The organism is Pseudarthrobacter sp. CC12, from assembly GCF_039907755.1.
Taxonomy (GTDB): Bacteria; Actinomycetota; Actinomycetes; order Actinomycetales; family Micrococcaceae; genus Arthrobacter; species Arthrobacter niigatensis.
In genome coordinates this window covers 240,548-254,009 of record NZ_JARDJH010000003.1, presented here as the reverse complement: position 1 = coordinate 254,009, position 13,462 = coordinate 240,548, and the positions used below count along the sequence as shown (strand labels likewise).

Genomic DNA, 13,462 nt, shown 5'->3' with positions numbered 1-13,462 from the left:
ATGTGCACGTTGAGTAGTTATCCTGCAACCGGATCCTCAAGCGGGCACGCACCATCGGAATAGGACACGCACAACGACTACCTAGATTAGCGCGTCAGGTGGTTCGGGGTCAAAATGAGGTAGCCGGAGGCCACTGGGGCCGCGCCGGCCCAAACCAACGCAGGGGGATGCAGTGTTGTCAGCGGGGAACTGGGACCCTAACGCGGTGCTCTTGGTCGTTGGCGCCGCGCTCTTGGGAACCGTCCTCTCCCCCATCGCCGAGCGACTGATCGCAAGGCTGATTCCCAGGCTCGGGGAAGTGCCGCGCCCGCAGGCAAGAATTACGACCGCGGCAGTAACCGCCATCGCGTGCGCCGCCTTTGCCACGCGTTTCGGCAGCGCGCTGAGCCTCCTGGCCTTCCTTTTACTTGCTGTCCTGGGCGTCCAGCTGGCAAGGATCGATGTAGCACTCCACCTGCTGCCGAATCCCCTCGTGTTGATGTTGCTGGCCGGGGGTCTTCTATTGCTTTTGCTGCCGGGGATATTCGATAAGCAATCTGATGATTTCCTCCGCGCAGTCCTGGGAGCCGTCATCTTGTTTGCCGGATACCTTGTTTTGGGACTTATCTCGCCCGGCGGCATTGGGATGGGCGATGTGAAGCTCGCAGCGCCCGTCGGCCTTTACCTGGGGTACCTAGGTTGGAGCCACCTCCTCTACGGGGGGCTAATCGGCTTCGTCCTGAATGGCATCGTCACGGTGATTGTCTTGAGCAGGAAAGGCCGGGATAAAGCCATTGAAGTGCCTCACGGGCCCTCCATGTTGGGCGCCCTTACCCTCGTCGCACTCCTTTTCTCCTAGCGGATGAGGCGTATCCGCTGTTCCTCGGCAGTGCCGCGGCTTCACAGCACCGAGTAGTCCGCCGCATACCTGCAGAGACTGGCTGAGTACCGAACCGCGTATTCGAGTACCTATTTTTGGCGTACCCCTAAAAAGTCGAGTACTACTACGCATTGTTGCGCCCTACCCCTCAGTGACAATCTCTTCTTAGCGAAGTCCAGCCGCTAAAGATTTATGGGGGCAGCTGGAAATTCGTTGAAATCAAAATATCGATTTATTTCACCGAATAAAGGAAAATATAATGACTTCTCTCATGGTCTCAATGACTGCTTTCATCGCCGGCGTAAAGGATCGCTTGGTAGGCGAGGAGAAAGGCGCCACAGCCGTTGAATACGGCCTGATGGTCGCCCTGATCGTCATCGCCGCAATCGTCGGCATCGCAGCCGTCGGAACCAATTTGAACACCATGTTCGACGGCATTTCCGGCCGGCTCGTAGCACCGTAACGCCGCACGCGCGACATCGCTTGATGGCGGCTCCCAGGCCTCCTGGGAGCCGCCATCACCTTTCAGGGACAAGGGTCGGAAAATGCGCAACAAAAAAGAAGAGGGCGCAGCGGCAGTCGAGTTCGCATTGATTCTACCTGTGCTGCTGCTGATCTTGATCGGAATTATCGAATTTTCTCTTGCATTTAATGCTCAACTGTCATTAAATCAGGCCGCACGTGAGGGGGCCAGGTACATGGCCATCCACAACAACCCCGGAGACGCAGCCGCGGCAGCAGGCAATGCTGCCGGTCGCCTCACACCCGCCTCGGTGACCACGACTTTTTCTGTCACGGGTGGCGGGACGACATGCTCAGCCGGCAAACAGGTCACGGCTATCACTAGTTATACGTTGACCACGGCTACCGGCTTCCTTGACGCATTCACCGGCACCATCGTCATGACCGGAAAAGGAACCATGTCATGCGGAGGCTGAACCGAACTTCCGAGAATGAACGCGGAGCCACTGCCGTGATGGTGGCGGTCATGATGGTGATGCTCCTTAGCTTTGGCGCCATAGCCGTCGACGTCGGAGGGATGTACGCCGAGAAATCCGTTGTTCAAAACGGGGCGGATGCGGCAGCTCTGGCGGTCGCACAGAAATGTTCCAAGAACAAAGACGACCCTGCCTGCGTTACAGGCTCGGCGCTTTCAGGCACCCTGGCGAATGCCAACGCCAAAGACAACCTAACAAACGTGGCTTCAACTGTCGTGAACAAGCCAGCCGGCAAGGTGACGGTTACCACGAACGCCCAGGATACTTCCGGAGTTCATTTCTCGACATTCTTTGCCAGGATCTTCGGGACCAACACGACGAACATCAGTGCGGTCGCGGAAGCGAAGTGGGGCGGAGCAAAGGCAGGAGATATCTTCCCGATTGCCTTCTCGGAATGCGAAGTCGACCTCAGCACCTCGGGAGATGGCGCACTGCAATTCCTTCTGTCCCATGGAACCGGTGCGGGAAAGAAGGACACCTGCCACAGCACCGCGTCGGGTCTTGAGATTCCAGGCGGCTTTGGCTGGCTGGTTACGGGCGGCTCGTGCACGGTCAAAGTCGATCTGGCATCACCATGGGTAGCCAGCAATACCGGAAACAATCCCGAGGCCGGCTGCGGGAGCATCCTTCAAGACTGGAAGGACAAACTCATCGCAGGGAAGAAGGTGGTAGCGCTGCTGCCAGTTTTCGACCAGACAAGCGGTACTGGCGCCGGCTCCAAGTTCCACCTCCGAGCCTTTGCTGCCATTGATATTGCCGGCTGGGATCTAGCCAACCAGGACCCGTTCCATTACATGCCTGCGTCCGCTCAGGCATTCAAGGATGCCGGTGGTTGGAAATCCAGCGACCTCGGCATCGTTGGAAAGTTTGTCCGCTACGTATCGCTTGACGAGGAATTCGATGTCGGCGGTCCTACCGACTACGGCGGAACCGTCGTAGAACTCACGAAATAAGAAACAAAGGAGAACATCGTGAAAACCAGGCTGCTGGGGGGCCTAGCAGCACTGCTCTTGGCAATTGTCGGATCTGTACTTATGTTCAACTATGCACAAGCAGCCGACAGCCGAGCACAGCAAGGCCTAGATCCCGTTGAAGTTCTCGTCGTTCAAAAGCAAGTTCCCGCAGGAACACCCGTCGCTGAACTTGCTAAGTCCCTGCAACAAACTTCCCTTCCGGGCGCCGCAGTACCCGAGGATGCTGTCAAATCCCTTTCGGACTTCTCCGGCAAGGTCACCGCTGTTTCGCTCGAGCCGGGCGAGCAGTTGTTAGGGGCAAGGTTGGTTGACCCCAACACCTTGGCCGCTCCGGGCACAGTCCCCGTCCCCAAGGGCATGGAAGAACTCACCCTCCTGCTGGAACCGCAGCGCATTCTGGGTGGACAGCTGAAAGCCGGAGACACCGTTGGCGTTTATACGTCTTACAAACTTGATGACGCCGCCGCAGCAAGCGCCCCTGTTGGGAACGACGCTAAGGGCTTCAAGGAGTTCACCAAGCTGGCCTTCCAAAAAGTCCTGGTGACCAGCGTCCAGCAAGCGGCCGCCGACTCGGCCAAAAAGGACTCCAGCTCCTCGACGGACGGACCGGCCCTTCCGTCTGGCTCGGTATACGTAACACTGGCCCGCGAAGACGCGGATGCCGCGCAAATCGTGTTCGCATCCGAATTTGGAAAAGTTTGGCTGTCGAAGGAGAACAGCGACTCCAAGGACGGCAACCCAGGTGTGATAACCCTCGGAAAGGTCTCGCAATGAGCCGCTTCGTTCTCGTCACCGCTTCACAGGATTTTCAACGTAAGGTGTCCCAGGCAGTACGCGGAGCGCTTCATGGTTCAGTTCAAGTGCTGCCACCGTCAGTCCTATTGGGCGGCCCGCAGGAGCTCTTTGACCGGCTCACAGGAGAACCACCGGAAGTGTTGATCCTCGGCCCGGGCCTGCCAGAGGACGACGCTCTCAAACTCGCTACCGTATTCGATCTCCAGTTTCCGGAGATCAGCCTGGTCCTCGTCGAAGACAGGGAACCCGAGCAAGTAATCACCGCAATGCGCGCCGGCATCAGGGATATCGTCAGTCCCAGCGCTGACACCGACCAACTCCGAATCCTCCTTGAGCGCGCCTGCCTTGCGTCAGCGGGAAGGCGCCGCGGATTAGTAGCGGCTGCGGGACCAGAACGGGCTCCCGGTCGCGTCATTGCCGTGATGTCGCCTAAGGGGGGAGTCGGCAAGACAACCGTGGCCACTAATTTGGCAATAGGTCTGGGCAAGATCGCCCCTATGGGCGTAGTCATTGTCGACCTGGACGTCCAGTTCGGAGATGTCGCAAGCGGCCTCCTGTTGGAACCTGAGCACACGCTGAAAGACGCTGTCAGCGGCGCGGCATTTCAGGACTCAATGGTTCTCAAAGCGTTCCTCACAGTCCACCCGAGCGGAATCTACGCACTTTGTGCACCCCAGAGTCCAAGCGAAGCGGACCACATCAGTGGGGAGGCAGTTAGCCACCTTCTCAGCCAAATGGCCGCGGAGTTCCAGTACGTTGTAGTGGACACAACTCCAGGCCTCGGAGAACATGTCTTGGCCACTCTGGAACAAGCCACGGATGCAGTCTGGGTATGCGGGATGGACGTGCCAAGCATCAGAGGACTCCATACAAGTTTTTCCATCCTGCGAGAGCTGCAGCTTGTGCCACCGGGCAGGCATGTAGTGCTTAATTTTGCTGACCGTAGGAGTGGGCTGACCATACAGGATGTCGAGGCCACCATAGGTGTGCCGGTCGACACAGTTATTCCCCGTTCCCGCGCCGTCCCGTTCTCTACCAACAAGGGCGTTCCTCTTCTGCAGGAGTCCTCCCGTGACGCGGCCGCACGAGCTTTCGGAAAGCTTGTCGAACGCTTCGATCCAAAACGAAGCGCACAACCCCAAAGAAAAGTACATCGTCGGATGGTGATCTCATGAGCTTGGCAGAACGACTTCAAGCGGCGCGTAGTGGTCCCGTGCCCATCCAGGGCACGCCTCTCCAAGAAACGACTACCCCTGCATTCGATACCGCAAGTGCCGTTGCTGCGCCCGTAGATGCTCTGGCCGGACTTAAGCAGCGCGCGGGGAAGGCCTTGTTTGAGCGGCTCGGCGGCCGACTGACTGATTCTTCACTTAGCGACGAGGAACTCCGGAAGATTGCACGGGACGAACTTAGTACCGTCATTGATGACGAGCAGGTACCGCTCACCCCGGAAGAACGCCGTCGGCTGATTAGGGACGTGGGCGATGACGTTCTCGGATACGGGCCTCTCCAGCGATTCTTGGACGATCCGTCCATCACGGAAATCATGGTTAACAGAGTTGATCAGATCTATGTCGAGCGGGATGGCAAGTTGCTGCTGACAGACAGTCGCTTCAGTAGCGAGGTGCACCTTCGAAAAGTCATAGAGCGCATCGTCGCCAAGGTCGGCCGGCGTATTGACGAGTCTTCGCCACTGGTGGACGCGCGCCTGGAGGACGGATCGCGCGTCAACGCGATAATTCCCCCATTGGCCGTGAATGGTTCTTCCCTGACCATTAGAAAATTCAGCAAAATCCCGCTAACTGTTCAGAATCTCATAGATTTTGGCACGCTGACCCCACAGATGGCGGAACTCCTCGATGCCTGCGTTCGGGCGAAACTCAATATTATCGTTTCGGGCGGTACTGGTACCGGGAAGACCACTCTCCTCAACGTTCTGTCGTCATTTATCCCGGGCGACGACCGAATAGTCACTATTGAAGATGCTGTCGAATTGCAGCTGCAACAGAGTCACGTTGTGAGGCTCGAAAGCAGGCCGCCGAACATTGAGGGTAAGGGTGCGGTCACAATCCGCGAGCTGGTCCGCAATTCCCTCCGCATGCGACCCGACCGCATCGTCGTTGGCGAGGTCCGAGGAGGCGAGAGCCTTGACATGCTGCAGGCTATGAACACTGGACACGACGGCTCAATCTCGACGGTGCATGCCAACTCCCCAAGGGATGCCATCGCCCGCCTGGAGACCCTGGTCCTCATGGCGGGGATGGACCTGCCGCTGCGCGCCATACGCGAACAGGTCTCGTCTGCGGTCAACCTCATCGTTCACCTGTCGAGGTTGCGGGATGGCACACGACGTGTCACCCACATCACCGAAGTTCAAGGCATGGAGGGTGAGATTGTCACTCTTCAAGATGCCTTCGTCTTCGACTACAGCGCTGGCGTTGACAAGAATGGAAGGTTCCTTGGCCAGCCGGTTTCAACAGGAATCCGTCCCCGCTTTATAGACCACTTTGCAGAACTGGGAATCGCCGTTTCACCAGGTATTTTTTCTGGAATCACATCGCAGCTAGGGAGGCGGTAGCTGTGCCAGGTTCTGAAGTATTCGTTGCCGGCATCATCCTTCTGGGAGCCTCCCTAGCCACTGCGGTCCTGGTCGTTTTCAAACCGGCCAATGGGCCTCTGCCCCTGAACAGGCGGCGGCCCCTCGGAGCAACTGAACAAACAGCAATTAGCCGTGTGGCTTCATCTGCTGTACAACTCGTGGAGAGGGCACTGGCTGGGAGAAAAAGCACAACGCTTCATTCGAATAGCCTTCTCAGTCTGGCCGGAATTTCGCTGCCCCAGGCGGACTTCGTGGTTCTTGTCGCGGCGGCTGCTACGGCTGCAGGCTTTGTAGGACTTATCCTCCAAGGAATCGGCGTTGGCCTTCTGTTGGTTGTAACAATTCCACTGGTGGCCAGGGTTGGCTTGTCCATACTCGTCCAACGGAGGCGGGCAGCATTCGAAGCACAGTTGGGCGAGACTCTGACAATGATTTCAGGTGGTCTGCGAGCGGGACATAGCGTTCTGCGGGCAATCGACGCAGTCGCGCAAGAGGCGAGTGAACCCACCGCAACCGAATTCTCCCGCGTCGTGAATGAGACCCGGCTCGGCCGCGATCTACAGGATTCACTCAATGAAGTTTCTGCACGTATGAAGAGCGAAGACTTTAGCTGGATGGCCCAAGCAATCGAGATAAATCGTGAAGTGGGTGGAGATCTTGCGGAAGTGTTTGATCAAGTTGGAGAGACTATCCGTGAACGAACTCAGATAAAGGGCACAGTCAAGGCGTTGAGCGCAGAAGGCAAGCTCAGCGCCATCATCCTCATGGCACTTCCGGTCCTACTTTTCATTCTGATCAGTCTCGCAAACCCCAAGTATATGGGGCAGCTGACCGGCCATCCCGTGGGCTGGATACTACTGGGCATCGCTGCCGTAATGATGACCATCGGCGGAATCTGGGTTCACAAAATCAGCGATTTGAAATTTTGAGGGGTGAACAGTGCAACCGATAGCCTGGGGCATCATCGCCCTGACAGTAATACCAGTGTCGTTCCTCGTTTGGTCCTTGGTCGTTACGGACCGCAGGTCTCGTGTGCTGATACAGGGCAACCTGAGTAAGGGAATAGATGCATCTGCCAGCGCCGTATCCAGCCAGAACATGGATCTGGAGAGGTTCGCGGCACGTGTCACCCCAAAGGGCTACGCAGCCAAACTCGACAGACTGCTTGCGTTGGCCGGACGGCCTGCCGCTATGCCTCTTCCACGCCTTCTCATAGCAAAGCCCGCCATAGCACTCCTGGCAGCAATCATCATGATGCTCTTCCTCAGCCGGGGAGCATCTCCCCAACTGATACTGCTGGCACTCTTCACCACGGTGCTCGGGTACTTCGTCCCCGACTTACTGATCTACAGCCGCGGTTCCGAGAGGCAAAAGAAGATTCAGCTTGAACTTCCGAACACCTTGGATCAGATGTTGATTTCGGTAGAAGCAGGGCTGGGTTTCGAATCGGCCATGGCCAGGGCCGGTCACAACGGCAAGGGCCCCCTTGCGGAGGAATTGATTCGAACCCTTCAGGACATGCAGGTGGGCCGCAGTCGTCGGGACTCATACATAGCCCTGGCAGACCGCAGCAACGTCCAGGATTTGCGCAACTTCGTTCGAGCGGTTGTACAGGCTGATACGTACGGCATCGCCATTGCAAAAGTCTTGAAAGCTCAGGCTGGCGACATGCGCGTCAAGCGGCGCCAGCGAGCAGAGCACAAAGCGATGAAGTTGCCCGTACTAGTTCTTTTCCCACTACTGCTCTTCATCTTCCCGGTGATCTTCATCGTCATTCTTGGGCCGGCGGTGATCAACATCATCCAGGCCTTCAGCTGATCTAAATGCTCCTTCGTCCAAAGGCTGGACCCCCTCGGCACCCAGAACCGAGGGGGTCCTTTTGTGCGCCAATCTCCTGCTAGCCAGCATTAGCACAGGGAAGACACAGCAGGAGCGCAGGAAAGGTGCAACCAAAAAAGGGTTTCCGCAGGATGTTGCAAGATCGGGTCAACGTCGGATCAAGCGTTGCTAACTTCGATTCAGTGCTGGTGCAGGGCCAGCCAATCGTCTCGCTCAGGAGTACAGAATGCTTTCTCTCTACACCAACTTCATGATTCGCCTTCGCAACAGTGAAAAGGGCGCAACCGCCGTCGAATACGGCATTATGGTCGCCCTCATCGCGGTCGTCATCATTGTTGCAGTCACCCTCCTTGGGAAAAACATCACCAGCATCTTCAGTGACGTTGCGAACACTGTGAAGCCGACCACTGCTGCTACTCCTCCCGCCTAACATCCTTAGGTCGCCCGCCGCCCTGACCCCATATCGCAACGGCGGGGGTCATTGCGACAGAAGCAAGCAACCCAAGAGGAGGTGTAACAGGTGAAACGTGATTCGGAGCGCGGCGCTGCTGCAGTCGAATTCGCGATCCTGTTGCCCCTCCTCTTGACGCTTGTGTTGGGAACCATCGAGTTTGGCCGGGTCTATAACGCCCAACTTACTCTGACTAACGCAGCCCGCGAGGGCGTGCGGGTAATGGCGATCAACAATAATCCGACCGCAGCCGCAACCGCAGTTCAAAGCGCCGCCGCTTCTCTTAGCTCAACCATTCCCTCATCAGCCGTCACCGTGAGCCCAACCGCTTGCAGCACGGGTATCCAAGTGACAGTCACCGTGAAGTACACAGTTTCCAGCATCACCGGAATTGCCGGGCCGTTCCCGATGACAGGCAAAGGAGTCATGCTTTGCGGCGGCTGAAAGTAGTCCTGCAAGGCTGCAAGACAACGAACGAACGCGGCGCCATTTCAGTGATCGTTGCCATCATGCTGGTGGTCCTGCTCGGCTCCGTGGCCATTGCTGTCGACGTAGGAGTGCTGTATTCGGAGCACGCCCAACTGCAGAACGGCGCAGATGCCGCGGCCATAGGTGTCGCCCAGAAATGCGCCCGGAACTCCGCGGATACTCTATGCACCACGTCGACTTTGGCCGCCACACTTGCCAACCAGAATGCACTGGATGGCAGCAGCAACCTTCGCTCCATTGCCTTGGACACGACAGGTCGGAAGGTGGTCGTAGCTACGACGGCGGCAGAAAAAGGCGCACCCGTCGACTCTGTCTCACTCTTTTTCGCGGACGTCCTGGGAATTCCGACCGCGAAGGTAGGCGCCACGTCTTCCGCGGTCTGGGGCAGCCCTGCGAAAGGCCCTACCGCGTTCCCGCTCGCCTTTTCCATCTGCCAAGTCCAGAACATGGTGGATAAGGGCCTCCAGGTCCTTCAGAATAAGGACAGCAAATCTGCAAACCCTGGCTGCACCCTTCCATCCGGGGGGACTGTGCCGGGAGGCTTCGGCTGGCTGGCCCAGGATCCCGGCAAGTGCGGCGCCAGCATCGATTTGAGCATCGACAAGGGCGGCAGCGACCCAACGAACACAAAAACAGGGAACAGCGCGCCTAGCAACTGCGAGGCCACTCTGAATGGTTGGGCGGCAGACATTAATGCCGGGCGCAAGGCCATCGTTCTCCTACCGGTCTTCGACAGAGTCACTGGCACTGGCGCTGGCGCCGTCTACCACCTCACAGCTTTCGCCGCCTTCAATGTGGTGGGTTGGAAGTTCAGTGGACAGGACAACACATCTCCCTACTCGTTCAACAACTCGGCACCAAAAGGTTCGGGCTCCGCTGCCGCTGCTACTTGCACAGGCGATTGCCGGGGCGTCATCGGGCAATTCGTGACGTACGTATCCCTTGCCGATGGCTACACCCTGGGCCCCGTCAGCCCTTACGGTGCAACCATCGTCCGCCCGACCCTCTAGCGCTATCCCATCAGGAGAAAAAGTGAAATCTCGCATGCTAGCTGGCACGGCCGCCGTAGCCCTGGCGCTTGTGGGAGCCCTTCTCATCATCGTTTACGCGAACGGCGCCGACGCACGGGCGATGGCCACCACGAACCCCAAGAAAGTGCTGGTCGTCCAAAAGGCCATCCCAGCCGGAACCCCGGTGAATGACATGACGGCTTCGCTCGTCATCGAGGACGTGCCCGCAGCCGGTGTAGCCGCCACTGCGCTCACCTCGCTGGATGGCAAGGGCGGGGCCGTGGCCGCCGTAGACCTGGTACCCGGCGAACAACTTCTAAAGGAACGTCTGGTCGACCCGGCAGACGCCAAGACCAGCAGCGCCGCGAAGGTGCCAACCGGACTGCAGGAAATCACCTTCGAACTCGAGGCTAAACGAGTCGTGGGCGGCCGAATTGAAGCCGGGGACCACGTGGGCATCGGGTTCAGCTTTACAGGTGGCGCGGACAAGTCGAAGCCGGGCGAGCCCACCTCGCAGCTAACCCTCCGCAAGGTCCTCGTAACCGCAGTTCAGCGGGCCCCCCAACCGTCTGCGAAGCCAACAGATGGCACCAACCCCCAGGACACAACGCTCCCGCAGGGTTCATTCATGGTGACGGTGGCGGTCAACGACATCGACGCCACCAAGATCATCTACTCCTCGAACAACGGTGACCTATGGCTCACCAAGGAACCCCTCGACGCGCAGGACAACGGCGGCTTCATCGCCAGGAAGGACAACGTGTACAAATGAGCCGCTTCGTCCTCCTCTCCCCCAACGGCGACTTCGACCAGAAGCTGCGCGCCGCCGTCGCCAACGGCCTGCGCGGCACCCTCCAGACCATCGCCAGCGACATCCTCCCCGCAGGTCCCGCGGAGCTGTTCGGCCTCCTCAACCAGGAACAGCCCGAGGTCCTCATCATCGGCCCGGACGTCCCGTATGAAGAGGCGCTGCGGTTCGCCAAGGTATTCGACGTCCAGCTGCCTGGCCTCAGCCTGGTCCTGGTCAGCGACGTGGACCCCGACTACCTCCTTTACGCCATGCGCGCCGGCATCCGCGACATCCTGAGCCCGCAGGCCGACGCCGCGGAAATCAGGGTGCTGCTGGAGCGCGCCTGCCAGTCCTTCGCCACGCGCCACCGCGGTCCGGAGGCACAGCAGGCGGAGAGCGGCAGCGGCCTGGTCATCGGCGTCTTCTCCCCCAAGGGCGGCGTCGGCAAGACCACGCTGGCCACCAACATCGCCATCGGCCTTGGCCAGATCGCGCCCATGAGCGTGGTCATCGTGGACCTTGACCTGCAGTTCGGGGACGTCGCCTCCGGCCTCTACCTCAATCCGCAGCACACCGTCACTGACGCCGTCTCCCCTGCCGCCGCGCAGGACTCGCTGGTCCTGAAGGCCTTCCTCACGGTCCACCCTGCAGGCATCTACGCCCTCTGCGCCCCGCCCAACCCCGTGGACGCGGACCACATCACCCCGGAACAGATCGGCCACCTGCTCGAACAGCTGGCCCAGGAATTCCAGTACGTGGTCATCGACACCGCGCCCGGGATGCCCGAAATCGGCCTCGCCGCGATGGAACAGTGCACCGACGTGGTCTGGGTCAGCGCCATGGACATCCCCAGCCTCCGCGGCCTCCGCTCCGGCCTTGAGGTCCTGCGCCAACTGGACATCATGCCCGAATCCCGCCACGTGGTCCTGAACATGGCCGACGCGAAATCCGGCCTGAACGTCCGGGACGTCGAATCCACCATCGGCGCGCCCGTGGACGTCAGCGTCCCCCGCTCCCGCGCCGTGGCCCTGTCCACCAACCGCGGCATCCCCGTCCTCCAGGAATCCAAGAAGGACCCCGCCGTCAAGAGCCTCCGCCAGCTGGTGGAGCGCTTCAACCCGGCATGGCGCACGCAGGCCCAGCGGAAACTTCACCGAAGGGTGGTCATCTGATGAAACTCTCCGAACGCATCAACGCGGTCCAGTCACGCAACCAGGCGTCGGGCACCGCGCTGCTGGAGCCGCCCCGCCCGGCCCCCGCGCCTTCGCCTTCCCCCTCGGAAAGCACGGAGCGGCACCAGCCGGCGCACGCCGCCGTCGTGCATTCAACGCACGACGCCGGCACCTCCTTGGTGCCCACGGCACCGCGGGTGGATGTCTTCGCAGCCATGAAGGACAGGGCGGCCACCGCACTGTTCGAACGGATGGGGACGCGCTTCAACGACGCAGCCGTAAGTGAACGGGAACTGCGGAGCACCGCCAAGGAGGAACTCACCCGCATCGTCGACGCCGAGCAGGTGCCGCTGACCCCGGAGGAACGCACCCGCCTGGTCCAGGACGTTGCCGACGACGTGCTGGGCTACGGCCCTCTTCAGCGCCTCCTGGACGATCCCGCCGTTACCGAAATCATGGTCAACCGCATGGACCAGATCTACGTGGAACGCAAAGGCAAGCTGACGCTCACCGAGTCGCGCTTCAGCTCCGAGGAGCACCTGCGCAAGGTCATCGAACGGATCGTGTCCAAGGTAGGCCGCCGCATCGATGAGTCCTCCCCGCTGGTGGATGCCCGCATGGAGGACGGTTCCCGTGTAAACGCGGTCATTCCGCCGCTGGCCGTCGGCGGCTCGTCGCTGACCATCCGAAAGTTCAGCAAAACCCCGCTGACCGTCCGGAACCTCATCGACTTCGGCACGCTCACGCCGGAAATGGCCGAGCTGCTGAACGCCTGCGTCAAGGCCAAGCTGAACATCATCGTCTCCGGCGGTACCGGCACGGGCAAGACCACGCTGCTGAACGTCCTGTCCTCCTTCCTGCCGCACGACGAACGCATAGTCACCATCGAGGACGCCGTGGAACTGCAGATCCAGCAGGAACATGTGGTCCGGCTGGAAAGCCGCCCGCCGAACACCGAGGGCAAGGGCGAAGTCACCATCCGCGAGCTCCTCCGCAACTCCCTCCGTATGCGCCCGGACCGGATCGTGGTGGGCGAGGTCCGCGGCGGCGAATCGCTGGACATGCTCCAAGCCATGAACACCGGCCACGACGGCTCCCTCTCCACCGTGCACTCCAACTCGCCCCGCGATGCCGTGGCCCGCCTGGAAACCCTGGTTCTCATGGCCGGGATGGACCTGCCGCTGCGCGCCATCCGCGAACAGATCGCCTCCGCCGTGAACCTCATCGTCCAGATCTCCCGGCTCCGCGACGGCTCCCGCCGGATCACCCACGTCACGGAGGTCCAGGGCATGGAAGGGGACATCGTCACCCTCCAGGACGCCTTCATCTTTGACTACTCGGCAGGCGTTGACGCGCAGGGCCGGTTCCTGGGCCGGCCTGTAGCCACCGGCATCCGACCCCGCTTCATCGACCGGTTCGAGGACCTGGGCATCCATGTGTCACCCGCGGTGTTTGCGACGCCGCTTGGTCCAGGCGTGAAATAGGG

Annotated in this window: 15 protein-coding genes; all 15 read left to right on the top strand. The window is 59.9% G+C overall.

The window, feature by feature from the left end; translation table 11 throughout:
- Positions 1-232: 232 nt before the first annotated feature.
- The 15 genes from PV772_RS04325 to PV772_RS04255 all read left to right on the top strand — a co-directional run bounded on the left by PV772_RS04325 (position 233) and on the right by PV772_RS04255 (position 13,460).
- On the top strand, positions 233-838 hold the full coding sequence (locus PV772_RS04325; protein WP_347885452.1) for an A24 family peptidase: 606 nt from the start codon (positions 233-235) through the stop codon (positions 836-838).
- 280 nt (positions 839-1,118) lie between these two features.
- Positions 1,119-1,322: a Flp family type IVb pilin gene (locus tag PV772_RS04320; protein ID WP_347885451.1), complete on the top strand. Its 204-nt coding sequence runs from the start codon at positions 1,119-1,121 to the stop codon at positions 1,320-1,322.
- A gap of 82 nt (positions 1,323-1,404) precedes the next feature.
- Positions 1,405-1,797, top strand: coding sequence for a TadE family protein (locus PV772_RS04315; protein ID WP_347885450.1), 393 nt, complete (start codon positions 1,405-1,407; stop codon positions 1,795-1,797).
- Positions 1,785-2,810 (top strand): pilus assembly protein TadG-related protein, encoded by a 1,026-nt coding sequence (locus PV772_RS04310; RefSeq protein WP_347885449.1) that lies wholly within the window; start codon positions 1,785-1,787, stop codon positions 2,808-2,810. Before PV772_RS04315 ends, PV772_RS04310 begins: the two co-directional genes overlap by 13 nt.
- A gap of 18 nt (positions 2,811-2,828) precedes the next feature.
- Positions 2,829-3,605, top strand: a complete 777-nt coding sequence (cpaB, locus tag PV772_RS04305; protein WP_347885448.1) for a Flp pilus assembly protein CpaB — start codon at positions 2,829-2,831, stop codon at positions 3,603-3,605.
- Entirely contained in the window at positions 3,602-4,801 is a 1,200-nt protein-coding gene (locus PV772_RS04300; protein ID WP_347885447.1) for an AAA family ATPase, read from the top strand. The genes cpaB and PV772_RS04300 overlap by 4 nt, the downstream gene beginning before the upstream one ends.
- Positions 4,798-6,204, top strand: coding sequence for a CpaF family protein (locus PV772_RS04295; RefSeq protein WP_347885446.1), 1,407 nt, complete (start codon positions 4,798-4,800; stop codon positions 6,202-6,204). Before PV772_RS04300 ends, PV772_RS04295 begins: the two co-directional genes overlap by 4 nt.
- A gap of 2 nt (positions 6,205-6,206) precedes the next feature.
- Complete coding sequence (locus PV772_RS04290) at positions 6,207-7,154, top strand: type II secretion system F family protein (RefSeq protein WP_347885445.1); 948 nt, start codon at positions 6,207-6,209, stop codon at positions 7,152-7,154.
- Between the two features lie 10 nt (positions 7,155-7,164).
- On the top strand, positions 7,165-8,043 hold the full coding sequence (locus PV772_RS04285) for a type II secretion system F family protein (RefSeq protein WP_347885444.1): 879 nt from the start codon (positions 7,165-7,167) through the stop codon (positions 8,041-8,043).
- A gap of 247 nt (positions 8,044-8,290) precedes the next feature.
- Complete coding sequence (locus PV772_RS04280; protein WP_347885443.1) at positions 8,291-8,494, top strand: Flp family type IVb pilin; 204 nt, start codon at positions 8,291-8,293, stop codon at positions 8,492-8,494.
- Between the two features lie 90 nt (positions 8,495-8,584).
- Positions 8,585-8,959 carry a TadE family protein gene (locus tag PV772_RS04275; protein ID WP_347885442.1) on the top strand — a complete coding sequence of 125 codons (375 nt, stop codon included), beginning with the start codon at positions 8,585-8,587 and terminating at the stop codon, positions 8,957-8,959.
- 50 nt (positions 8,960-9,009) lie between these two features.
- Entirely contained in the window at positions 9,010-10,014 is a 1,005-nt protein-coding gene (locus tag PV772_RS04270; protein WP_347885468.1) for a Tad domain-containing protein, read from the top strand.
- Between the two features lie 22 nt (positions 10,015-10,036).
- Positions 10,037-10,786 (top strand): RcpC/CpaB family pilus assembly protein, encoded by a 750-nt coding sequence (locus tag PV772_RS04265; RefSeq protein ID WP_347885441.1) that lies wholly within the window; start codon positions 10,037-10,039, stop codon positions 10,784-10,786.
- The gene (locus tag PV772_RS04260; RefSeq protein WP_347885440.1) at positions 10,783-11,976 is read left to right on the top strand and encodes an AAA family ATPase; all 1,194 of its coding nucleotides are present in this window, start codon (positions 10,783-10,785) and stop codon (positions 11,974-11,976) included. Before PV772_RS04265 ends, PV772_RS04260 begins: the two co-directional genes overlap by 4 nt.
- Positions 11,976-13,460, top strand: a complete 1,485-nt coding sequence (locus tag PV772_RS04255) for a CpaF family protein (protein WP_347885439.1) — start codon at positions 11,976-11,978, stop codon at positions 13,458-13,460. The genes PV772_RS04260 and PV772_RS04255 overlap by 1 nt, the downstream gene beginning before the upstream one ends.
- Positions 13,461-13,462: the final 2 nt, after the last annotated feature.